Genomic DNA, 21,083 nt, shown 5'->3' with positions numbered 1-21,083 from the left:
CGGGGTCAGGACCCGGTACTACCTCGCGGACTGCATTACTTCGTCGCGAGGGTCGCGCGAACCGCCCGCGCCGCCGCGACGAGGTGCTCGAGGGACGGCACGGTCTCCTCGTAGCGGCGGGTCTTGAGGCCGCAGTCCGGGTTGACCCACACGACCTTCGGGTCGATCGACTTCACGGCGAGCTCCAGCAGCTCCGTGACCTCCTCGGCGGAGGGCACGCGCGGGCTGTGGATGTCGTAGACGCCCGGCCCGATGCCGCGCGCGTACCCGGCGTCGCGCAGCTCCGGCACGATCTCCATGCGCGAGCGCGCCGCCTCGACCGACGTCACGTCGGCGTCGAGGCCGTCGATCGCGCCGATGACCTCGCCGAACTCCGAGTAGCACAGGTGCGTGTGGATCTGCGTCGCCGCCTCCACGCCCGACGTCGCGAGCCGGAACGAGCCGACCGACCAGTCGAGGTACGCCGGCTGGTCGGCCTTGCGCAGCGGCAGCAGCTCGCGCAGCGCAGGCTCGTCGACCTGCACGATCCCGATGCCCGCGGCCTCGAGGTCCGCGATCTCGTCGCGCAGCGCGAGGCCCACCTGGTTCGCCGTGTCGCCGAGCGGCTGGTCGTCGCGCACGAACGACCACGCGAGGATGGTCACCGGCCCGGTGAGCATGCCCTTGACGGGCTTCTCGGTGAGCGACGCCGTGTACGACGACCACTCGACCGTGATCGGCGCCGGGCGCGTCACGTCGCCCCACAGGATCGGCGGCCGCACGCAGCGCGACCCGTACGACTGCACCCAGCCGTTCGCCGTGACCGCGAACCCGTCGAGGTGCTCCGCGAAGTACTGCACCATGTCGTTGCGCTCGGGCTCGCCGTGCACGAGCACGTCGAGGCCCAGCTCCTCCTGGAGCGTGACGACGCGCGCGATCTCCTCGCGCATCGCGGTCGTGTAGTCCGCGTCCGCGAGCTCGCCCTTGGTCCACAGCGCACGGGCGCGGCGGATCTCGGGCGTCTGCGGGAACGAGCCGATCGTCGTCGTGGGCAGCGGCGGCAGGTTCAGGCGCTCCTGCTGCGCGGCCGCGCGCTCGGCGTAGTCGCCGCGCGCGAAGTCCGTGTCGGTGAGCGCGGCGGCGCGCTCGCGCACCGCCGGCACGACGACGCCGGTCGCCGCGGCGCGCGACGCCACCGCCGCGCGGGACGCCTCGATCTCCGCCGCGACGGCGTCGCGACCCTCCGTGAGGGCCCGGGCGAGCGTCGCGACCTCGCCGACCTTCTGGTCCGCGAACGCGAGCCAGTCGCGCAGGCGCGGGTCGAGCGTCGTGCCCGACGCCGTCCCCGCCTCGGCGAACGTCTCGTCCTCCACGTCGTGCGGCACGTGCAGCAGCGACGTCGACGTCCCGACGGCGACCGCGCCCGCACCCAGGCCCTCGACGGCCTCGACGACCTCGAGCTTCGCCGCGAGGTCCGCGCGCCACACGTTGTGCCCGTCGATCACGCCCGCGACGAGCGTCTTGCTCGCGAGACCGGGGACGCCGCCGTCGGCCGCCGTCGGGACGGCGCCCTTGACGAGGTCGATCGCGATCGCCTCCACGTCCGTGCCCGCGAGGAGCGCGAGCCCGTCCCGCGCGTCGTCGCCGTCGGTCTCGGGCCTGGCCTGCAGCCCGCCGAACGGCGCGGCGACGAGGATCGCGGGCCGCACCCCGACTGCCGAGCCCGGGGTTTCGGGCCAGTCGGCGGCCGATGTAGCGCCCAACCCCGGGCTCGGCACCGGGCGGAGGGTCGTCGCGAGGGTGCGGTAGGCCGACTCCACCGCTGCTGCGAGCTCCGTGAACGGCACGTCGACCGAGTCGGTGACGAGGATCGGCTCGTCGAGCTGGACCCACGGCGCACCGGCGGCGGCGAGCGCGCGCAGCAGGTCGGCGTAGGCGGCGACGACGTCGTCCAGGCGGTCGAGCGGCGAGTACCCGGCGGGCGCGTCGTCCGCGGCCTTGGACAGCGCGAGGAACGTCACGGGCCCGACGACGACGGGCCGCGTCACGACGCCCGCCTCCTTCGCCTCGACGAACGCGCGCACGACGCGGTCGTCGACGAACCGGATCGGGGTGTCCGGGCCGATCTCGGGCACGAGGTAGTGGTAGTTCGTGTCGAACCACTTGGTCATCTCGAGCGGGGCGTCGTCGCCCTGGCCGCGCGCGACGGTGAAGTAGCCCGCGAGGTCGAGCCGACCGGCGTCGTCGGTGAGCGACGCGAACCGCGACGGGACCGCCCCGAGGGAGGCGGCGACGTCGAGCACCTGGTCGTAGAAGGAGAACGAGCCGGGGACCGACGCGTCGTCGGCACCGAGGCCGAGGTCCACGAGCCGGCGCGCGGTCGCGAGACGCAGCTCGCGGGCCGTGGCCTCGAGCTCGTCGGCGCTCGTGCGCCCGGCCCAGAACGCCTCGACGGCCTTCTTGAGCTCGCGGCGACGCCCGATGCGGGGGTAGCCGAGCACGGTGCCGGCGGGGAAGCCGGCCTGAATCTGGGTAGGGGAGGGTACGGAAGTGGCCATGATCGAAACCTCTTGCTGGTCCGGAGGACCGGTCAGACGGGCGTGCCGTGCGTGGCGGCGCTCGTCGTGGGCAGGGAGGTGCCGGTGACCCACGGCCCGCTGGCCAGGTCCGGGACGAGCGGGGCGGCGGCAGCGCTGGCGCTGCCTCCCGTCCCGGCCGACCCGCCGCCGAGGTGGACACCCTCGAGCAGGTCAAGAGCGGCGCGGTGCTTGTTGAACGTGTACACGTGCAGACCGGGCGCACCCGCGTCGAGGACGCGCTGCGCGAGGTCGACCGAGTACGCGATCCCGTAGGCGTGCTGCGCCTCCGGGTCGGGCAGGGCGTCGAGCGCGTCCAGCAGGTGCTGGGGCGCGCGCACGCCCGTGAGCTCCTCGACGCGGCGGAGCCGCGCGGGCTCCGTCGTGGGCAGCAGCCCGGCGAGGATGGGGATCGTCACGCCGGCCGCGCGGGCCTCCGCGACGAAGTCGGTGTACGACGACGCGTCGTAGAAGAGCTGCGTGATCGCGAAGCTCGCGCCGGCCTGCTGCTTCTGCCACAGGCGGCGCACCTCCTGCGTGCGCGTCGTGCCGGCGGCGGGGTTGCCGTCGCAGAACGTCGCGACGGCGATCGTCAGCGGCCGGGCCGCACCGCGCAGGGCCGCGGCCGGGTCGGCCGCGCAGCGCGACGCCTCGACCTCGCGGAGCAGCGCGACGAGCTCGGTCGACGACCGCACGCCGTCGGGCGCGGGCTGCCAGTCCGGCTGGTCGCGCGGCGGGTCGCCCCGCAGCGCGAGGAAGCTCCGCACGCCCTCGTCGAGGAAGTCGGAGATGACCTCCTCGACGTCCTCGCGCGACGCCCCGACGCACGTGAGGTGCGCGATCGGCAGGACCGGCGTGCCCTGGAGCAGACGGCCGACGACCTGGCGCGCGGTCGCGCGGTCGGTGCCGGCCGCCCCGTACGTGACGGACACGAAGTCGGGGTGCGTCGCGACGAGACGGCGCGCCGTCTCCCAGAACTTGGGTGCCGCGTCCGGGCGCCGCGGGGGCATGAGCTCGAACGAGACCGTCGGCCGTGCCGCCCCGCCGTGGGCCTGCCCGACGGCGTCCGCGACGCTCACGACGTCGCCCCGGCCGGGGTGGGTGCGTGCGCGACCGCCGTCGGGCACGTGCTGCCCGGACGGTGCGCGAAGGATGCCTCTGAGACCATTAGTCGCTCCATCGACCCTGGCGTTAGCACCTTTGTCCTCGGGAGGCTTCCGTCGGCGGGTTGCTGCGGTGTCGTCGAGCCAGGACTCTCGACCGCTCTGGATGGTTGCCACGATCCTACGACCCATCCGACATGCGGTCGAGCGCGCCCGCCAGGTGAGATGGCCCGGGCACGTGCCGAGCGGTCGACGCGCGGCGCGCGCACCTAGGGTGAGGTCCGACCGTCCGCACGACACCCAGCCGAGGAGACCGCCGTGTACGCCACCCCGACCCGCCCGATGACGCAGGACGAGCTCGACCGGATCTGCCGGGTGTGGGCCGACTGCGGCAGCGACGACCCCACCGACCGGTGGCTGGAGCTCTGGGACGGCGGCGACGCCGACGACCACCCGGAGCAGCGCGACGCGATCGTCGCGATCGCACGGGAGGTCGGCCTGGAGGCCACGGTCGAGGACGGCGTCCTGCGCGTGCAGAAGACCCAGCAGCTCCACGACGAGATCGGCGCACGCTGGATCTGACCAGGTCAGGGCTCCTGCGCTACAGATTTCACGCTCTCTGCGCGACAGATTTCAGGCTTCACACCGTCGTCAACGGCGCCGGAGCTCCGGGACGTGCAGGCGCCGGAGGAACCGGTCGGTGCGCAGCGGCGGGCCGTGGCGGTCGCGCAGCGACACCACGACGACGGTGGCGGTCGCGAGGGGGATGGTCCAGGCCGCGGGCTGGGCGAGCAGGGCGCGTACGACGCCGGGGACGCCGTCCGCCGTCGTGCCGGACGAGCCCGTCCCGTAGCCCGCGGCGACGAGCGCGGACGAGGCGAGCAGCGCCGTCGCGCACAGGACGGACCCCACGACCATCCCCGCCACCGCGCCGCGCGCGGTGAGGCGGCGCCACCACACGCCGAGCAGGATCACGGGCGACAGCGCGGAGGCGGCGAACACGAACACCGTCCCGACGCTCGTCACGAGCCCCTGCGGGATGGTCACGAGCGCGAACGCGAGCGGGATGAGCGTGCACGCGACCGCCGACCACCGGAACGACCGCACGGTCCCGCCGAACAGGTCCTGGCTCACGACGCCCGCGAGCGCCACGACCAGCCCGGACGACGTGCCGAGGAACGCGGCGAAGGCCCCGGCGACGACGAGCGCGGCGAGCAGCTCGCCGCCGAGCCCGGGGACGAGGCGGGTCGGGAGCGTGAGCACGACGGTGTCGGCGACGCCGGGCGTCGCGAGGTCGGGCGCGACGACCCGGGCGACGAGCCCGAGCGTGCTCGACACCATGTAGAACACGCTGATCATCACGAGCACGACGACGGTCGTGCGGCGGGCCGAGCCGCCGTCGGGCGAGGTGTAGAAGCGCACGAGGACGTGCGGCAGGCCGGTCGTGCCGAGCAGCAGCGCGAGCAGGAGCGACACCGTCGCGTAGGCGTCGAGGCCGCCGGGACCGGCGTCGTGCGGGAACACGGCGGCGGGGTCGAACGTGACGATCGCGCCGCCGGGCTCGAACGCCCCGCCGAGCGCCATGAGCACGAACACGAGGGGCAGCGCGAGCGCCGTGAGCTTGACCCAGAACTGGAACGCCTGGACGAACGTGATGGAGCGCATGCCGCCCGCCGCGACGACCGCGCTCACGACGACCGCGATCCCGACCGACCCGACCCACGGCGGGACGGGTGCGACGCTGGTGATGACGAGCGCCGCGCCGTGGAGCTGCGGCACGACGTACAGCCACCCGATGACGAGCACGAGCACGCTCGTGACGCGGCGCGCGACGACGGAGTCGAGCCGGGCGTGGACGAAGTCGGGGATCGTGTACGCGCCGCTGCGGCGGAGCGGGCCAGCGACGAACAGCAGGACGAGCAGATAGCCGGCCGCGTACCCGACGGGGAACCAGAACGCCTCGGCGCCGGAGAGCAGCACGAGCCCCGAGAGGCCCAGGAACGTGCCCGCGGACAGGTACTCGCCGCTGATCGCCGACGCGTTCCACACCGGCCGGACCGTGCGCGACGCGACGAAGAAGTCGCTCGTGGTGCGCGAGATGCGCAGGCCGTAGAACCCGATGAGCCCCGTCGCGAGCAGGAGCAGCCCGATCGCGACGAGGGGCAGCGCGCTCACGGGACGCCGCCGTCGTCGGGTCCTGCCTCCGCCGGGCCGGCCTCGGCGGCCCCGGCCGATCCCTCGGCGAGCGCGCGGTACCGGCGCTCGTTGCGCGCCGCCGCGACGGCGAACACGACCGCGAACGCGACGATCACGGGGTAGAAGCCGTACGCGTGCACGAGCCACGGGAGCGGGACGCCGAGGAGCACCACGGAGTCCAGCGCGGGCACCGCGCTCATCGTCACCGTGAGCAGCGCGACGACCGCGAGGAACGAGACCACGCACGCGAGCCCGAGCCGGAGCTGGGCTCGCACGAGGCCGCGCGTGTAGTGGGCTGCGGCGTCGTCGGGTTCGTCGGGACGACCTCGCGGGGTGCCCGACGGTGAACCACCGGCCGGGGCGTCGGGCCGCGGGTCCGTCGACCGGACGCGCACGCGTCCCCGGCCGAGCGCTGCGTCGGCGTCCGAGTGCTGCGTCCCGGGACGCAGCACTGGAGCAGGGACGCATCCGTCGGCGGGCGGGGTCGGGGCCGACGACCGGTCCGGGTCGCTCACGACGGACCCCGGTGCGGGCCGAGCAGCGCCTCCCGCACGGCCGGGACCATGCGGCGGCTCACCGGGACCTCGTGGCCTGCGACGACGAGCGCGGGCTGCGCCCCGCCGAACCGCGCAGCGGTCACGGCCGCGCGGTCCACGAGGTACGACCGGTGCACGCGCAGGAACCCGGCCGGGGCCCACCGCTCCTCGAGGTCGGACAGCGGCTCGCGCACGAGGAACTGCTCGGTGTCCGTCACGAGGCGCGAGTAGTCGCCCTGCGCCTGCACCCACCGCACCGCGCTGCGGCGGACGAGGCGCGTCGTCGTCCCGACCGTCACGACGAGCGTCTCGTGCTCCGGCGCCTCGCGCCCCGGGGCGGCAGGTGGGGCGGCGGCGCTCGCGGACGGTGACCCTCCGCCGTCGGGCACGCCCCAGGCCCCGACGCCGCCCCCGACGCCGGGCCCGGCACCGCGCCCGGCGCGGTCCGCGACGCGCTCCACGACCCGGTCGACGGCACGGGTCAGGCGCTCGCGGCGCACGGGCTTGAGCACGTAGTCGACGGCCTCGACGTCGAACGCCTCGAGCGCGCGGGCCTCGTCGGCGGTGACGAACACGACGGCGGGCCGGTCGGCGAAGCGGGACAGCGCGCGGGCGAGGTCGAGGCCGGTCAGCCCGGGCATGTGGATGTCGAGGAACGCCGCGTCGACCGTGCGCGAGGAGAGCTCGCGCAGCGCCTCCGAGCCGGTCGCGACGCCGAGCACGGTCCGCACGCGCGGGTCGCGCCGCAGCAGGGCGACGAGCTCGTCGAGCACGGGGCGCTCGTCGTCGGCCACGAGCACGTCCAGCCCGACGGCGGCCGGGTCCTCGGACGCCGGGCCGGGGGTCGGGTCGGTGCCGGTCACGGCACGCTCACCTCCGTCTCGTGCAGGGGCTGGGAGCGGGGCACGCGCAGGCGCACGAGCGTGCCGGAGCCGGGGGCGGTCTCGATGTCGAGGGCGTGGTCGTCGCCGTAGAGCTGGCGCACGCGCCGGTCGACGTTGCGCAGGCCCACGTGCTCGCTCCCGCGCGACGTGAGGAGCTCGCGCACGACGGCCGGGTCCATGCCGACGCCGTCGTCCTCGACGGTGATCTCCGTCTGGGTGCCCTCGTCGCGCGCGGTGATGACGATCGTCCCGCCGCGCTCCTGGGGCTCCAGCCCGTGCCGGACCGCGTTCTCGACGAGCGGCTGCACCGACAGGAACGGGATGACGGTGGTCAGCGACTCGGGCGCGATCTGCAGGGTCACGGCGAGGCGCTCCCCGAACCGGGCCCGTTCCAGCTCGACGTAGGAATGGATGGAGCCCAGCTCGTCGGCGAGCGTCGTGAAGTCGCCGCGGCCGCGGAACGAGTAGCGCGTGAAGTCGGCGAAGTCGAGCACGAGGTCGCGCGCCCGTTCCGGGTCCGTGCTGATGAACGACGCGATGGCACCGAGCGCGTTGTAGACGAAGTGCGGACTGATCTGGGCGCGCAGCGCGCGCAGCTCGGCCTGCGCGAGCGCGGTGCGCGACGCCTCGAGCTCGCCGAGCTCGAGCTGCGCCGAGCACCACTGCGCGACCTCGCCCGTCGCGCGCACGAGCGGCGGGCGGACCGTGCCCGCGAACGCGACGACGACGCCCGCGACGCGACCGCCCGCGACGACCGGGGCCCCGACGGCGTCCGCGACGTCGCCGCCCGCCTCGTCGCCGTTCCTGTGGTCCCGGCTCTCGACGTGGCGGCGGCCGGTGGCGAGCACGCGCTCGGCGACCCGGCGCGCGTCGGGCTCGAGGGTCGTGCTGCCGTCGAGCGCGACCGCGCCCTCGGCCGTGACCACGGCGAGCGCGTCCGCGCCGAGGAGCTGGCGCAGCGAGCGGGCCGCGCGTCCGACGTCGTCGCCGTCGAGCCCGCCCCGCAGGTGCGTCGCGGCGCGCGACGCGAGGTGCAGGGTGCGGAACGTCGCGCGGTCCGAGTCGCTCCCGAGCTCGCGCGACCCGCGCGCGAGCCGCCACGCGAGCACCAGCCCGAGGGTGAGCAGCACGCCCACGACGAGACCGGCGACGGCGCCGGCGAACACGGGCCCGGACATGCAGCGATCGTAACCAGCGTCACGTCCCGCCCCGTGACCCTCGAAGATAAGGTGAGGCAACCCTACGGAAGACGAAGGAACCCCCTGTGCCGATCTCCCGGACCTCATCGTCCAGCCTCCGCGGGCGCCGCGGCGCCCTCGCCGGTGCGCTCGTGCTCGCCTCCGCCCTGCTCGCCGCGTGCTCGTCCGCGCCGGAACCCGCGCCGACCACGACGGAGGCTGCCCCCACGGGGTACGCCGTCGAGCACGCGCGCGGGACCGCCGAGCTCGCGGCGGCGCCGCAGCGCGTCGTGACGCTGGAGCCCGTGGAGACGGACACCGCCGTCGCGCTCGGCGTCGTCCCGGTGGGAGCGGCCGTGCTCAGCGTCGAGGCCGGCGTGCCGGCCTACCTCGGCGAGGAGGCGCAGGCGATCGAGGTCGTGGGCACGGTGCCCGAGCCGAACCTCGAGGCCATCGCCGCGCTGGAGCCGGACCTCATCCTCGGCACGGAGTCGCGCCACGCCGACCTCTACGACCAGCTCGCGGGCATCGCGCCGACGGTGTTCATGGCGACGCAGACCGACCCCTGGCAGGAGAACGTGCTGCTCGTGGGTCGTGCGCTCGGCCGGGAGACCGACGCCCAGGCCCTGCTGGACGCCTACGACGCGCGGTGCGCCCAGCTCCAGGAGGACTACGACGTCAGCGGGACGGCGCAGCTCCTGCGCCCGCGCGACGGCATCGTGTCCGCCTACGGTCCGCGGTCGTTCGCGGGCAGCACGCTCGAGTGCGTCGGGTTCTCGACGCCGGAGCAGGACTGGGGCGAGGACATCTCGGTCGACCTGTCGCCCGAGCGCGTGACCGAGGCCGCCGCCGACCTCGTCCTCGTCTCGGCCGCCGACCCGGCCGACCCGGCCGCGGTCCCGGCCGAGATCCCGCTCAACGCGTCGTCGTTCCCCGACGTGCGCGTCGTCGACCAGTCGTCCTGGATCAGCGGCGTCGGCCCGCTCGGCGGCCAGGCCGTGCTCGACGACGTCGAGCGGTTCCTCCAGGACCGTGCCGGGTCCTGACCGGCCGGCCGGGAGCACGGTCGGGAGCGAGGCCGGGTGCCGGTTCCACCGGTCGCCCAACGTCCTCTTCCCGACGACGGTCGCGCGTGTGCACGACGTCGGACCGCGCCTGGTGCGCGTGACCCTCGCCGGCCCGGACCTGGCGGGGTGCGCCGACGTCGGGCTCGACCAGCGCGTGAAGATCCTGCTCCCCGGGCCGGGGACGGACCTGCTCGCGCGGCGTGCGGGGCTCGCGGGCGAGAGCGCGTGGCGGCGCGAGTGGTCCGCGCTCGACGACGACGTACGGCCGGTGATGCGCTCGTACACGCCCGTGGCCGTGCGGCCCCGGGACGCCGAGGTGGACCTCGACCTGTACCTGCACGAGCCCGCGGGACCGGCGAGCGCGTGGGCGCGCCGCGCGGCGCGCGGGGACCGCGTGCTGCTCTCGGCGCCGCACGTCCGGTTCGGCGTGACCGACCACGGCACGCAGTGGGAGCCGGGGCCCGACGTCGCGCACGTGCTGCTCGTCGGCGACGAGACCTCGGCGCCCGCGGTGCGCGGCATCCTCGCGAGCCTGCGTCCCGACGTGCGGGCGCACGTGCTCGTCGAGGCCGACGACCCGGCGGACGCGCCGGTCGGCGACGTGCCCGGGACCGTGCGCGTCGCGCACGTGCGTCGGCGCCGCCGTGGGGGCGAGCGGGCCGTGCTGGGCGCGGTCCGGGCCTGGGCCGTGGAGCACGGCCGGTCCGCGGCCGACGCGGGCGCAGGCTTCTACGCGTGGTGCGCGACCGAGAGCGCCACCGTCGCGCGGGTCCGCGCCGAGCTCGTGGCGGCGGGGATCGAGAGGTCGCGCGTGCACGCGCAGGGCTACTGGCACGACCGGGCCCGGCGTCGGCCGGAGCCAGAGGGCGGCGAGGCGCGCGCCTGAGGACCGCACGTGTCCTCCGGGACCGCGCCCTCGCGACGCTCAGACGATGATCGCGACCACGACGACGAACAGCACCACGAGGGCGAGGAGCGTGCCGAGCCCGACCAGCAGGGCGAGCGCGACCGGGTGGGCCTGCGGCCAGGGCACGAGCCGCCGGTCGAACGCGCGGAGCTGGGCCGGCGTGACCGGCTGGTGCCAGGGCGTGAGGGGGACGCCGCGGCGCGCGAGGTCGAGCGCGAGGGTCGAGAGCTGGTCGCGGTCCCACATCTGCCCGACGAGCAGGAGCAGGCGCTTCGTCGGGCCGAGGACGATGAGGTGGTGCGTCGCCCCGGCCATGCCGAACGCCATGCGGTCCACCGTGACGACGCGGTCGACGTCCGCGACCGTGAACCGCTTCGTCCGGCCCCAGCCGTGCACGGTGTACGTCCCGTCGCCCAGGACGATCCGCGCGCGGTCGACCATGCGACGCCCGATCGCGTACGTCAGCGGGATCATGGCGAGCGCGAAGGCGAGGAACCCGACGGCGAGCGCCAGGTTCCCGCTCGTGATCGCCGCCGGGAGCTGCGCGAGACCCACGAGCGGCGCGAGGATCGAGATCAGCGCCATGTTGGAGCGCAGCACCTGACGCTTCGCGGCGTCGCCCATGGCCAGCTCGATCAGGGGCGGGGCCGTCGCGCGCCCGGCGGTCGGCTCAGCCACGGCGGAAGAGCTTTCGCCCGGTGGCCGGGTGCAGGGGCGACCCGGCGGGGATCTCGACGGCGTTCGCCCAGACCGGGACGTCGTCGGGGCGCAGCGCCCCGGCGCGGACGGCGCGGTCGCACAGGCCGCGCGCGACGGCCCCGAGGCTCTCGCGGCACGAGAAGACGCCGTCGACGAGGGACAGGGCGACGGCCGTGGCGGGGGCCTGACCCGTTCCCGGGTCGAGGCGCCCGACCGTCGCGACGGCCCGGCCGTGCGAGACGAACGCCGTCGCGCGCGGGGTGACCCAGCGCAGCACGTCGAGGTCGTCGAGGAAGAAGGCGCGACCGGCGCCCCCGATCTCCCACAGCGCCGCACCGTCCTGGTGGGCGGCGTCCGAGGCGCGACGCTTCCAGCGCTGGGCGCCGAACGCCTCGGCGACCCAACCGGCCGCGGTCGAGGGGTCGGTCGCGAGCACGACCGAGACGGTGGGGATCTGACCCCGCGGCGGGTCGAGCGTGATGGGGACGGGAGGGCGAGCCACGCCCGTCACCGTAGCCGGTCCGGGTCGGGACTCTCGCCGAGGCCGGTGAGCGCCCGGAGCAGGACGGCGTGACCGGCCCGCGCGGCCCCGGGCAGCCAGGCGGCGAAGACGGCCCCGAACGCGAGCGGGAGGAGCGCGACGCACCACGCGACCCCGTTCTGGTAGACGGCGCCGAGCGTCGCGAGCCCGCAGGCCGCGGCGAGCCAGATCGCGACCAGGAGGAGGTCCAGCCCGCTCGGCGCGACCGCCCCGCGCACCCGGACGCCGTCGGGCTCCTGGGTGAGACGGGCCCGCAGCACGCTGTGACCGCTCGCGTGCGCGCCGCTGGCCCAGCGCCGCGCGACCAGCACGTCGCCGCGCACGCGGACCCGGACCTCCTGCCCGCGGCGCGGCAGCTCCGCGGCGCGGCGCCGGACGTCGGCGGTCGAGACCCGCGGCAGGAGCAGGTCGAGGGGGACGCGGAGCACGGCGCAGAGCCTAGGCCGTCAGCAGCAGCGCGACCCCGGGTTGGCGTCCTGCTCGGCGTGGCGCACACGCCAGAACTCACGCTCGGTCATCACGACGCCGCCCGGGTGCACCGCGCGCTGGTGCGCGGCGTAGGTCGCGTACGCGTCGTCGCCCATGACCTGCCGCACGTACCAGCGGACGGCGCGGAGCCCCGCCACGACGGTCGCGCGGACCGTCGTGGCGGGACCCTGCGAGACCTGCCGCACCGTCACCGGTGCCCCGTCGCGGCAGGACGCTTCTCGGGCGGCAGCGCCGCCCACTCCTTCTGGATCGCCTTCTCGGCCTTCGTCGCGACCAGGTCGGCCGGGGCGAACCGGCGCGACGCCACGGGCGGGTCCTCGTGGTTCGTGCCGCCGCCGTCGCGCAGCGCCTTCGCGGTCACGAGGACCGAGGCGACGATGACGACGATCGCGAGCACGACGAACACGATCGACAGCGTGCCCTGGACGAACGTGTTGCGGACGACCGCCTCCATGGCCTCGACCGAGCCCGCCGTGCCGAACGACGTCTCGCCCGCGGCGAGCGCGTCCTTGAAGGCGTTGTGGTTGGCCCAGTACCCGACCGCGGGCACGGGCGAGAAGATCTTCTCGATCGACGCCCAGATGGTGATGACCGCGGTGAACGCGAGCGGCGCCGCGACGATCCACAGCCAGCGCTGGTAGCTGCGCCCGCGCTTGGCGACGATCGCGAGCACGACGGCGAGCGCGATGGCCGCGAGGAGCTGGTTGGCGATGCCGAACAGCGGGAAGAACGTGTTGATGCCGCCGAGCGGGTCGGTGACCCCGAGGTAGAGGATCGATCCCCACCCGGCGACCATGATCGCGGTGCACAACCAGACCCCGGGGCGCCACGTCACGTCCCGGAACCTCGGCGCCACGTTGCCGATCGTGTCCTGGAGCATGAACCGCGCGACGCGGGTGCCGGCGTCGACGGCGGTGAGGATGAACAGCGCCTCGAACATGATCGCGAAGTGGTACCAGAAGCCCATCATCGCGGTGCCGCCCACGAGCTGCTGCATGATGTGCGCGAGGCCCAGGGCGAGCGTCGGGGCGCCGCCCGTGCGGGACACGATCGACGGCTCGCCGACCGCCTCGGCCGTGGACGTGAGCATGTCCGGCGTGAGGTTGACGCCCATGAGCCCGAGCCCGTTGACGAAGGCCACGGCCCCCTCCACGGTGCCCCCGGTCGCGCCGGCGGACGAGTTCATCGCGAAGTAGATGCCGCGGTCGATCGAGATCGCGGCGACGAGCGCCATGATCGCGACGAACGACTCCATGAGCATGCCGCCGTAGCCGATGAAGCGCGTCTGGCGCTCCTTCTCGACGAGCTTGGGGGTCGTGCCCGACGCGATGAGGGCGTGGAACCCGGACAGCGCACCGCACGCGATCGTCACGAAGAGGAAGGGCCAGAGGGCGCCGGACACGACCGGACCCGTCTCGCCGCTCGCGAACTCGCTGATCGCGGGGACGGTGATCTCCGGCCGCACGACGATCACCGCGACGGCGAGGACGACGATGACGCCGACCTTCATGAACGTCGACAGGTAGTCGCGCGGCGCGAGCAGGAGCCACACGGGCAGCACGGCCGCGACGAAGCCGTAGACGATCACGCCGACGGCGATGGTCGTGCGGTCGAGGGTGAAGAGGTCGGCGCCCCAGGCGGTGTCGGCGATCCAGCCGCCGCCGATGATCGCGGCGAGCAGCAGGACGAAGCCGATGACGGAGACCTCGGTGATCTTGCCCGGGCGCAGGTAGCGCAGGTACACGCCCATGAACAGAGCGATCGGGATCGTCATGGAGACGGAGAACACGCCCCACGGGCTCTCGCCGAGCGCGTTGACGACCACGAGCGCGAGGATCGCGACGATGATGATCATGATGAGCAGCGACGCGACGATCGCGGCGGTACCGCCCACGCGGCCGAGCTCCTGGCGCGCCATCTGGCCGATGGTCCGCCCGCCGCGGCGCATGGAGAAGAACAGCACGAGGTAGTCCTGCACCGCGCCCGCGAGCACGACGCCGACGATGATCCAGATCGTGCCCGGCAGGTAGCCCATCTGCGCGGCGAGCACCGGGCCGACGAGCGGGCCCGCGCCGGCGATGGCCGCGAAGTGGTGGCCGAACAGCACGTGGCGGTCGGTCGGGACGTAGTCCTTGCCGTCCTCGCGCGACTCGGCAGGCGTCGCCCGGCGGTCGTCGGGGCGCGTGATGTAGCGCTCGATGACCTTGGAGTAGAAGCGGTACCCGATGAGGTACGTGCACACGGCGGCGAACACGAACCAGATCGCGTTCACCGTCTCGCCGCGGACGACCGCGAGCATGACCCAGGCGATGCCGCCCAGCAGCGAGATCGCGGCCCACAGGGCGATCTTCTGCGGCGTCCAGCGGGTCCGCGTCTGCGCTCCGGGGACGGAGTCGGGCACTGCGGTGGGGGGCAGCGACGGGTCCGGCACGATCTCCGGCTCGTCGGGGGCGGCGTTCCGCGCCGCGCGGGTGTCTGTCGTCATCGAGCCTCTCCAGGGTCGCGTCGTTGCGTCCGACCTCGGAAGGCTAGGGAGCCCGTGCGGGGGTGATCCAGGTCACGTCGACCGGCGGTCGAGGTGTGCGACGAACGGTGGCCCGCGTGCGACGAACGGCGCCCGCCGCGCGCGATCCCGCGGCGCGGGCTACGGTCCTGCCGTGGCCGACGAGGGCGAGCAGGTCCAGCAGGTCGAGCAGGTCCGGCAGGCGGCGGACGGCGAGCAGGCCGAGAACCGCGGGCACGCCGGACGGTCGTGGCGCGAGACCGTGACCGTCGTGCTGCTCGCGGTGACGGCCGTCCTCACGGCCTGGAGCGGGTTCGAGGCGAGCAAGTGGGGCGGCGAGATGTCGATCGCGTTCTCGCGCGCGTCGACCCAGCGCATCGAGGCGTCGACGCAGCGCGCGCACGCCGACACCGCCCGGTCGATCGACCTGCAGGTCTTCGGCCTGTGGCTCGAGGCGTACGCGACCGGGGACACCGAGCTGGAGGAGTTCACGCGCGCGCGGTTCACGCCCCACTTCCAGCCGGCGTTCGACGAGTGGCTCGCGTCGCGCCCCCTGCAGAACCCCGACGCCGCCCCGAGCCCGTTCGCGCTCGACGCCTACGTCCCGCCCGGAGCGGTCGAGGCGGTCGAGGCCGACGAGCGGGCCGACGCCCTCTTCGCGCAGGCGCTCGTCAACAACCAGCGGGGCGACAACTACACGCTGACGACCGTGCTCTTCGCGCTCGTGCTGTTCTTCGGCGCGTTCGCGGGCAGGTTCCGCTCGGAGCGCGCCTCCTGGGCCATGGTCGGCCTCGCGTGCGTGGTCCTCGTGGTCGGCATCGGCTTCCTGGTGACCTTTCCGAAGATCATCTGACACCGCGGTCCCCGGGCACCTGCGGGCCTCGTAGCCTGGGGCGATGCAGACCCTCACGACAGCCCGGCTCACCCTCCGCCCCTGGCAGCCCGACGACGCCGACGCCATCCTGGACATCTACTCGCGCTGGGACGTCATGCGGTTCATCGGCGTGACGCCGCGCGTCCTGGAGCACCGCGACGAGGCGCTGGAGCGGGTCGAGCGCTGGGCCGCCGCCGACGACGGCACGCACGGGGTCTGGGCGGTCGTCCCGCGCGAGGGCGAGGGTGGGGGTCTGCCCGACGCCGCGCCCGTGGGGACCATCCTGCTCAAGCCCATCCCGGCGTCGGGCACGGGCGACCCGCTGCAGCCGTCGGGCGACACGGAGATCGGGTGGCACTTCCACCCCGACGTGTGGGGCCGCGGGTACGCGTCGGAGGCGGCGGCCGCGGTGCTCGCGCACGCCTTCGAGCGCGGGCTCGAGCGTGTCGTCGCCGTGACGCACCCCGACAACGCGGCGTCCCAGGCGGTGTGCCGGCGGATCGGCATGACCCACCGCGGGACGACCGACGCGTACTACGACGCGACCTGCGAGCTGTTCGACGTGACCGCGCCCTGACGGGACCGCCCCCTGACGGGACCGCCGCCTAACGGGAGCGCGCTCTGACGGGAGCGCCCCGTCAGGGAACCCGCGTGAGGCGTCGGACCGCGCCGAGGACGTCGACGTCGTCGTGCGGCTCGGTGTCGAGCGCGCGGTGGATGGTCATGCCCTCGATGAACGCGTCGAGCACGCGGCACGTCGCGGCGTCGAAGTGGCGGCCGAGCGCGTCGCGGCTACGGCGCATCCAGTCGTTCGTGAGCGTCCGGTAGGCGGGGTCGCGCGCCGCGAGCGTGTAGAGCTCGTGCGACAGGACGAGGTCGCGCTGGGTCGCGAACACGTCGTGCGTGATGAGCGTCGTGACCGCCTGCACGGCCTCCTCGGGCGTGCGCGCGTCGCTCATGCGGCGCTCGAACTGAGCGGCGGCGTCGCGCGCGAACCGACCGAACGCCTCGCGCAGCAGCTCGTCCATCCCGGCGAAGTGGTACGTCATCGACCCGAGCGGGACGTCGGCCGCGACCGCGACGCGCCGGTGCGACGTGCCCGCGACGCCGTGCTCGGTGATGACGTCGAGGCACGCGTCGATGATGCGGTCGCGCCGCTCCGGGTCGTGGCGGCGGGCTCGGGGCGTCGTCCCGGACGGGGCCTCAGGGGCGCTCATGGTCAGATGTTCTCGCGGATCACCCGGGCCGGGTTGCCCACCGCCACGACGTTCGCGGGCAGGTCGCGCGTCACGACGGAGCCCGCGCCCACCACCGTGTTGTCGCCGATCGTCACGCCCGGGCACACGATCACGCCGCCGCCGAGCCACACGTTGTCGCCGAGCGTGATGGGCTCGGCCGCCTCGAGCTTGTCGCGCCGGGGCTGCGGATCGACGGGGTGGGTCGGGGTGAGGAGCTGGACGTTCGGCCCGATGAGGCAGTCGTCGCCGACCGTGATCGCCGCGACGTCGAGCGCGGTGAGGCCGGAGTTGACGAAGGTCCGGGCGCCGAGGTGCACGTTGCTGCCGAAGTCGACCGCGAGCGGCGGCTTGACCCACGACCCCTCGCCGAGCGACCCGAGCAGGTCGGCGAGGATCTCGCGGGCTTGCGCGTCGTCGCCGTCGCCGTCGAGGACGGCGCGGTGGAACGCGTCGACGAGGCGCAGACCGCGCTGGACGCCGCGCGCGATCTCCGGGTCGTCGGCGACGTAGAGGTCGCCCGCGGCCATGCGCTCGTAGCTCGTGCGGTCGTCGCCGGCGAAGTAGTCGGTCGTCATGCGGTGGTGGCCTCCTCGGGCGCGGTCGTGCGGCGTTCGTGGTCATCATGCCGGGCGGGGGACGGCTCACCGTCGTGTTCGACGCGGCCCGGCCTGCCCGTCGAGCGCCGTCGCGGGGCGAGCACGCCGGCCAGGAGCACGACGACGAGGCCGGCCAGCGGCAGGACGAGCAGCCCGGCGCGCAGGCTCGTGGCGTCGGCGACGAGCCCGACGATCGGCGGGGACAGGAGGAACCCGAGGCGCATGAGCCATGAGACGAGGGTGAGGCCCGTGCCCGCGCGCAGGCCAGGGAGCTCGTCGGCCTGCTGCATCGCGGCGGGGACCAGGGTCGCGACGCCGAACCCGGCGGCGGCGAACCCGGCGATCGTGCCCGGGACGGACGGGAACGCGAGCGCGAGCCCCGTGCCGAGCAGCACGAGCGCGCCCCCGGTCCGGGCGACGGCGCGCTGGCCGAAGCGGTCGACGAGGCGGTCGCCGACGAGCCGACCGACGAACTGTGCGCCGACGAGCGCGACGAACCCGGCGGCGGCGAGCGTCGCCGGGGCGCCGAGCGACCCGGAGAGGTAGACCGCCGCCCACGTGCTGCCCGCGTCCTCCACGAGCGTGCCCGCGACGGCGACGAGGACGAGCGCCGCGAGGACGGCGACGGTGCGCGTGCGGGACGTGCGCGCGGCGGCCGCAGCGGCGGCCTCGGCGCTGGTCGGGACGCCCGGGGTGGCGAGCGCCCCGGCCTCGCCCGCGACGTCGTCGGGCACCTCGCCGTCCAGCCCGGGCAGGCACGAGCGCAGGGCCACGAGGGCGACGACGGAGAACAGCGCGCCCGTGATCGCCAGGTGCACGGCGAGCGGCAGGTCGAGCGCGATCGCGGCGGCGGCCATGCCGCCGCCGACCACGGCGCCGACCGACCAGAGCGCGTGGAAGCCGTTGATGATCGAGCGGCCGTAGCGGCGCTGCACCCGCAGGCCGTGGGCGTTCTGCGCGACGTCGGTGAACGCGTCCATCGCGCCTGCCGCGAACAGCGCGACGACGAGCAGCGGCAGGGCGGGTGCGAGGCCCGCGAGCAGCAGCCCTGCGGCGGTGAGCACGGTGCCGGCGACCGCGACGCGCGCCGACCCGAAGCGGCGCACGAGCGCCGCGGCGGCGAGCCCCGCGGTGATGGCCCCTGCGGGGAAAGCGGCGACGGCGAGCCCGTACGTGGCGTTCCCCAGGTCGAGCCCGGCCTTGATCTCGGGGTAGCGCGGCACGAGGTTCGCGAACAGGGCGCCGTTCGTGAGGAACAGCGCGGCGACGGCGACGCGGGCGCGCCGGACGTCGAGCACAGGTCGAGCGAGGGCGGAGGACGACATGCGGACGATCGTACACACGATGCGTACGCCCGTACACAACCGCGGACGGTGCCGAACCCGGGGTTGTTCCCCGGATCGGCGCCGAGGTGGGGAAGAACCCCGGGTTCGGCGGGGTGCGGTACCGCGTGAACCCGGGTTCGGCGGGGCCGGGGGCGGCGTCTGCACCTAGGCTGGCGCGCATGGACACCGAGGAACGCCTGGCCGTCTTCATCGACTACGAGAACCTCGCGCTCGGCGCGCGCGAGCACCTGGGCGGCATGACGTTCGACTTCGGGCCGATCGCCGACGCGCTCGCGGTGCGCGGGCGCGTGGTCGTGCGGCGCGCCTACGCCGACTGGTCGTACTTCGACGAGGACCGCCGCTCGCTCACGCGGCACCAGGTCGAGCTCATCGAGATGCCGCAGCGCATGGGCGCGTCGCGCAAGAACGCGGCCGACATCAAGATGGTCGTCGACGCGATCGAGATGGCGTTCGAGCGCGACTACATCTCGACGTTCGTCATGTGCACGGGGGACAGCGACTTCTCCCCGCTCGTCCACAAGCTGCGCGAGCTCAACAAGCGCGTCATCGGGGTCGGGGTCGAGAAGTCGACGTCGCGGCTCCTGCCGCCCGCGTGCGACGAGTTCCTCTTCTACGACCGCCTCGAGGGTGTCGACGTCCCCGACGAGCCGGAGCCCCGGTCCGTGCGTGGCGGGCGCGCCTCGGGCGGGACGACGTCGGGCGCGGGCAAGGCGAAGCGCGGCGGCGGGCGTTCGACCGGGCGCCGCAAGGCGACCGAGATCGCCGAGCCGGAGGTCGAGACGCCGGCCGCGGCGGCGCTCGCGGAGCTGGGCGAGGCCGTCGGGCGCACGACCCGCCGCGGCGAGCCCGTCGTGACGGAGAGCGACGAGGTCGAGGTCACGACGACGTCGGTCACCGAGGTGCCCGAAGCGGTCGAGACCCCGGCGCCCGCCCCCGAGGCCGACGACGAGGCGCCGTCCGGCGAGGACCTTCCCATGGAGGTGCGTGTCGCGCAGACGCTCGCGGACCTGGAGGCGTCGACGAGCGGCGCGGTGACGGCGTCCGTGCTCAAGCGCACGCTGCTGCGCAAGGACCCGACGTTCAGCGAGGCCGACTACGGGTTCCGCAACTTCGGTGAGTTCCTGCGGTTCCTGGCCGACCGGAGCATTGTCGAGCTCGCGCCCGGGCCGGCCACGGGCGACCCCGAGGTGTCCCTGCCGGCTCAGGGCGACACCGACCAGGCGTTCGCCCTCGTGCGCGAGGTCGTGCAGGAGGAGGGCGGCTCGGCCGTCCTGTCCGGGCTGAAGAACGCGATCCGCAAGAAGCGCCCGGACTTCAGCGAGAAGGCGCTCGGCTACCGCGGGTTCCTGCAGTTCTGCAAGGCGGCGCAGGCCGCCGGCGCCGTCGACCTGGCCTGGGACGACGACGCCGACGACTACCGCGTGTCGGTCGCCTAGCGGGCGACGAAGGCGAGCAGCGCCTCGTTGACCTCGGCGGCGTGCGTGACGAGCAGCCCGTGGGGCGCGCCCTCGACCTCGACGTACTCGGCGTCCGGCACGAGCTGCCGGAAGCGACGCCCGGTCGCGTCGATCGGGAGGATGTTGTCCTTCGTGCCGTGGAGGATGAGCGTCGGCTTGCCCGCCGCGCGGACGGCCTCGACGTCGGCCCGGAAGTCCTCGATCCACGTGGGCACGACGGCGTACGCGGCGACGGGAGCGGACCCGATCGCGGTGATCCAGCTCGCGCGCACGGTGTCCTCGCTGATGCGCGTCCCGAGGTTCTCGTCGAGGTTGTAGAAGTTCTTGTAGAAGTCGGTGTACCAGGCGTACCGGTCGGCACGGGCCGCGTCGACGATCCCGTCGAACACGGACTGCGGGACTCCCTCGGGGTTGTCGTCGCGCTGGACGAGGAACGGCTCGAGGGACGCGAGGAACGCGAGCTTGGCGACGCGCTCGTGCCCGTGGTTGTGGACGTAGCGGGCGAGCTCGCCGGTGCCCATGGAGAACCCGACGAGGATCACGTCGCGCAGGTCGAGCGTCTCGAGGACGGTGTTCAGGTCGGCCGCGAAGGTGTCGTAGTCGTACCCGCTGCCGACCTTGCTCGACGCGCCGAACCCGCGGCGGTCGTACGTGATGACGCGGTGGCCGGCATCGATCAGCTCGCGCTTCTGGAGCTCCCAGCTGTGCCCGTCGAGGGGGTAGCCGTGGATGAGGACGACCGGCTGGCCGGTCCCCTGGTCCTCGTAGTAGAGCTCGATGTCGGTGGAGTTCTCCTGCCCGACGGTGATGTACCCCATGGTCGTGCTCCCTTCGCGGAGTGCTGAGAACGATCGTTCTCGCCGATGGTCGCTACACTAGAGAACGATGGTTCTCCTCGCAAGTGGGGTGACGTG

General features: G+C 74.4%; 21 protein-coding genes and 1 riboswitch. Of the genes, 6 read left to right on the top strand and 15 right to left on the bottom strand.

Annotation, left to right across the window (positions count from 1 at the left end):
* Positions 1–35: 35 nt before the first annotated feature.
* A complete protein-coding gene (metE, locus tag JOE63_RS00845) occupies positions 36–2,537 on the bottom strand; it encodes a 5-methyltetrahydropteroyltriglutamate--homocysteine S-methyltransferase (RefSeq protein ID WP_204538357.1) in 2,502 nt (833 codons plus the stop codon).
* A gap of 32 nt (positions 2,538–2,569) precedes the next feature.
* Positions 2,570–3,565 carry a methylenetetrahydrofolate reductase gene (locus JOE63_RS00840; protein ID WP_087472612.1) on the bottom strand — a complete coding sequence of 332 codons (996 nt, stop codon included), beginning with the start codon at positions 3,563–3,565 and terminating at the stop codon, positions 2,570–2,572.
* A gap of 163 nt (positions 3,566–3,728) precedes the next feature.
* A riboswitch (SAM riboswitch) is annotated at positions 3,729–3,831 on the bottom strand.
* 145 nt (positions 3,832–3,976) lie between these two features.
* Here JOE63_RS00840 and JOE63_RS00835 point away from each other — a divergent pair.
* Entirely contained in the window at positions 3,977–4,240 is a 264-nt protein-coding gene (locus JOE63_RS00835) for a hypothetical protein (RefSeq protein ID WP_204538354.1), read from the top strand.
* Between the two features lie 69 nt (positions 4,241–4,309).
* Here the strand turns inward: JOE63_RS00835 and JOE63_RS00830 are convergent, their stop codons facing one another.
* The 4 genes from JOE63_RS00830 to JOE63_RS00815 form a co-directional block, all read right to left on the bottom strand.
* Positions 4,310–5,833 carry a sodium/solute symporter gene (locus tag JOE63_RS00830; RefSeq protein WP_204538351.1) on the bottom strand — a complete coding sequence of 508 codons (1,524 nt, stop codon included), beginning with the start codon at positions 5,831–5,833 and terminating at the stop codon, positions 4,310–4,312.
* On the bottom strand, positions 5,830–6,129 hold the full coding sequence (locus JOE63_RS20730; protein WP_239576564.1) for a hypothetical protein: 300 nt from the start codon (positions 6,127–6,129) through the stop codon (positions 5,830–5,832). The genes JOE63_RS00830 and JOE63_RS20730 overlap by 4 nt, the downstream gene beginning before the upstream one ends.
* 236 nt (positions 6,130–6,365) lie before the next feature.
* Positions 6,366–7,253 (bottom strand): LytR/AlgR family response regulator transcription factor, encoded by an 888-nt coding sequence (locus JOE63_RS00820; protein WP_307839880.1) that lies wholly within the window; start codon positions 7,251–7,253, stop codon positions 6,366–6,368.
* Positions 7,250–8,452 (bottom strand): sensor histidine kinase, encoded by a 1,203-nt coding sequence (locus tag JOE63_RS00815; RefSeq protein ID WP_087470333.1) that lies wholly within the window; start codon positions 8,450–8,452, stop codon positions 7,250–7,252. Before JOE63_RS00815 ends, JOE63_RS00820 begins: the two co-directional genes overlap by 4 nt.
* 86 nt (positions 8,453–8,538) lie before the next feature.
* Between JOE63_RS00815 and JOE63_RS00810 the strand changes: the two genes are divergently transcribed.
* Both JOE63_RS00810 and JOE63_RS21565 read left to right on the top strand, forming a co-directional pair.
* Positions 8,539–9,498: an ABC transporter substrate-binding protein gene (locus tag JOE63_RS00810; RefSeq protein WP_244286310.1), complete on the top strand. Its 960-nt coding sequence runs from the start codon at positions 8,539–8,541 to the stop codon at positions 9,496–9,498.
* A gap of 88 nt (positions 9,499–9,586) precedes the next feature.
* A complete protein-coding gene (locus JOE63_RS21565; RefSeq protein WP_204538348.1) occupies positions 9,587–10,405 on the top strand; it encodes a siderophore-interacting protein in 819 nt (272 codons plus the stop codon).
* A gap of 39 nt (positions 10,406–10,444) precedes the next feature.
* On the opposite strand, the gene JOE63_RS00800 is transcribed toward JOE63_RS21565, so the two are convergent.
* Genes JOE63_RS00800 through JOE63_RS00780 form a run of 5 tightly spaced genes read right to left on the bottom strand, consistent with a single transcriptional unit; the run spans position 10,445 to position 14,640 of the window.
* Complete coding sequence (locus JOE63_RS00800) at positions 10,445–11,104, bottom strand: hypothetical protein (RefSeq protein WP_157759511.1); 660 nt, start codon at positions 11,102–11,104, stop codon at positions 10,445–10,447.
* The gene (locus tag JOE63_RS00795; protein WP_204538345.1) at positions 11,097–11,627 is read right to left on the bottom strand and encodes a hypothetical protein; all 531 of its coding nucleotides are present in this window, start codon (positions 11,625–11,627) and stop codon (positions 11,097–11,099) included. The genes JOE63_RS00800 and JOE63_RS00795 overlap by 8 nt, the downstream gene beginning before the upstream one ends.
* Positions 11,628–11,632: 5 nt before the next feature.
* A complete protein-coding gene (locus tag JOE63_RS00790) occupies positions 11,633–12,094 on the bottom strand; it encodes a hypothetical protein (protein WP_204538342.1) in 462 nt (153 codons plus the stop codon).
* An 18-nt stretch (positions 12,095–12,112) separates the two neighbouring features.
* Positions 12,113–12,346 (bottom strand): YbdD/YjiX family protein, encoded by a 234-nt coding sequence (locus tag JOE63_RS00785; RefSeq protein ID WP_307839879.1) that lies wholly within the window; start codon positions 12,344–12,346, stop codon positions 12,113–12,115.
* Positions 12,343–14,640, bottom strand: coding sequence for a carbon starvation CstA family protein (locus JOE63_RS00780; protein ID WP_087470328.1), 2,298 nt, complete (start codon positions 14,638–14,640; stop codon positions 12,343–12,345). Before JOE63_RS00780 ends, JOE63_RS00785 begins: the two co-directional genes overlap by 4 nt.
* 172 nt (positions 14,641–14,812) lie before the next feature.
* Between JOE63_RS00780 and JOE63_RS00775 the strand changes: the two genes are divergently transcribed.
* Positions 14,813–15,511 (top strand): hypothetical protein, encoded by a 699-nt coding sequence (locus JOE63_RS00775; protein ID WP_087470327.1) that lies wholly within the window; start codon positions 14,813–14,815, stop codon positions 15,509–15,511.
* Between the two features lie 43 nt (positions 15,512–15,554).
* Positions 15,555–16,109 carry a GNAT family N-acetyltransferase gene (locus tag JOE63_RS00770; RefSeq protein WP_204538339.1) on the top strand — a complete coding sequence of 185 codons (555 nt, stop codon included), beginning with the start codon at positions 15,555–15,557 and terminating at the stop codon, positions 16,107–16,109.
* Positions 16,110–16,170: 61 nt separating this feature from the next.
* Here JOE63_RS00770 and JOE63_RS00765 read toward each other — a convergent pair whose 3' ends face one another.
* The 3 genes from JOE63_RS00765 to JOE63_RS00755 are packed head-to-tail and all read right to left on the bottom strand — an operon-like array spanning position 16,171 to position 18,691.
* Positions 16,171–16,749, bottom strand: coding sequence for a TetR/AcrR family transcriptional regulator (locus JOE63_RS00765; RefSeq protein ID WP_204538336.1), 579 nt, complete (start codon positions 16,747–16,749; stop codon positions 16,171–16,173).
* Between the two features lie 2 nt (positions 16,750–16,751).
* Positions 16,752–17,345 (bottom strand): sugar O-acetyltransferase, encoded by a 594-nt coding sequence (locus JOE63_RS00760; RefSeq protein WP_204538332.1) that lies wholly within the window; start codon positions 17,343–17,345, stop codon positions 16,752–16,754.
* Positions 17,342–18,691: an MFS transporter gene (locus tag JOE63_RS00755; RefSeq protein WP_204538329.1), complete on the bottom strand. Its 1,350-nt coding sequence runs from the start codon at positions 18,689–18,691 to the stop codon at positions 17,342–17,344. The genes JOE63_RS00760 and JOE63_RS00755 overlap by 4 nt, the downstream gene beginning before the upstream one ends.
* Positions 18,692–18,870: 179 nt before the next feature.
* Between JOE63_RS00755 and JOE63_RS00750 the strand changes: the two genes are divergently transcribed.
* On the top strand, positions 18,871–20,148 hold the full coding sequence (locus tag JOE63_RS00750; RefSeq protein ID WP_204538326.1) for a PIN domain-containing protein: 1,278 nt from the start codon (positions 18,871–18,873) through the stop codon (positions 20,146–20,148).
* Here JOE63_RS00750 and JOE63_RS00745 read toward each other — a convergent pair.
* A complete protein-coding gene (locus tag JOE63_RS00745) occupies positions 20,145–20,987 on the bottom strand; it encodes an alpha/beta fold hydrolase (RefSeq protein ID WP_087470321.1) in 843 nt (280 codons plus the stop codon). The genes JOE63_RS00750 and JOE63_RS00745 overlap by 4 nt on opposite strands.
* Between the last annotated feature and the right edge of the window lie 96 nt (positions 20,988–21,083).

The organism is Cellulosimicrobium cellulans (genome assembly GCF_016907755.1).
Taxonomy (GTDB): domain Bacteria; phylum Actinomycetota; class Actinomycetes; order Actinomycetales; family Cellulomonadaceae; genus Cellulosimicrobium; species Cellulosimicrobium cellulans_D.
This window is presented reverse-complemented; position numbering and strand designations above follow the sequence as displayed.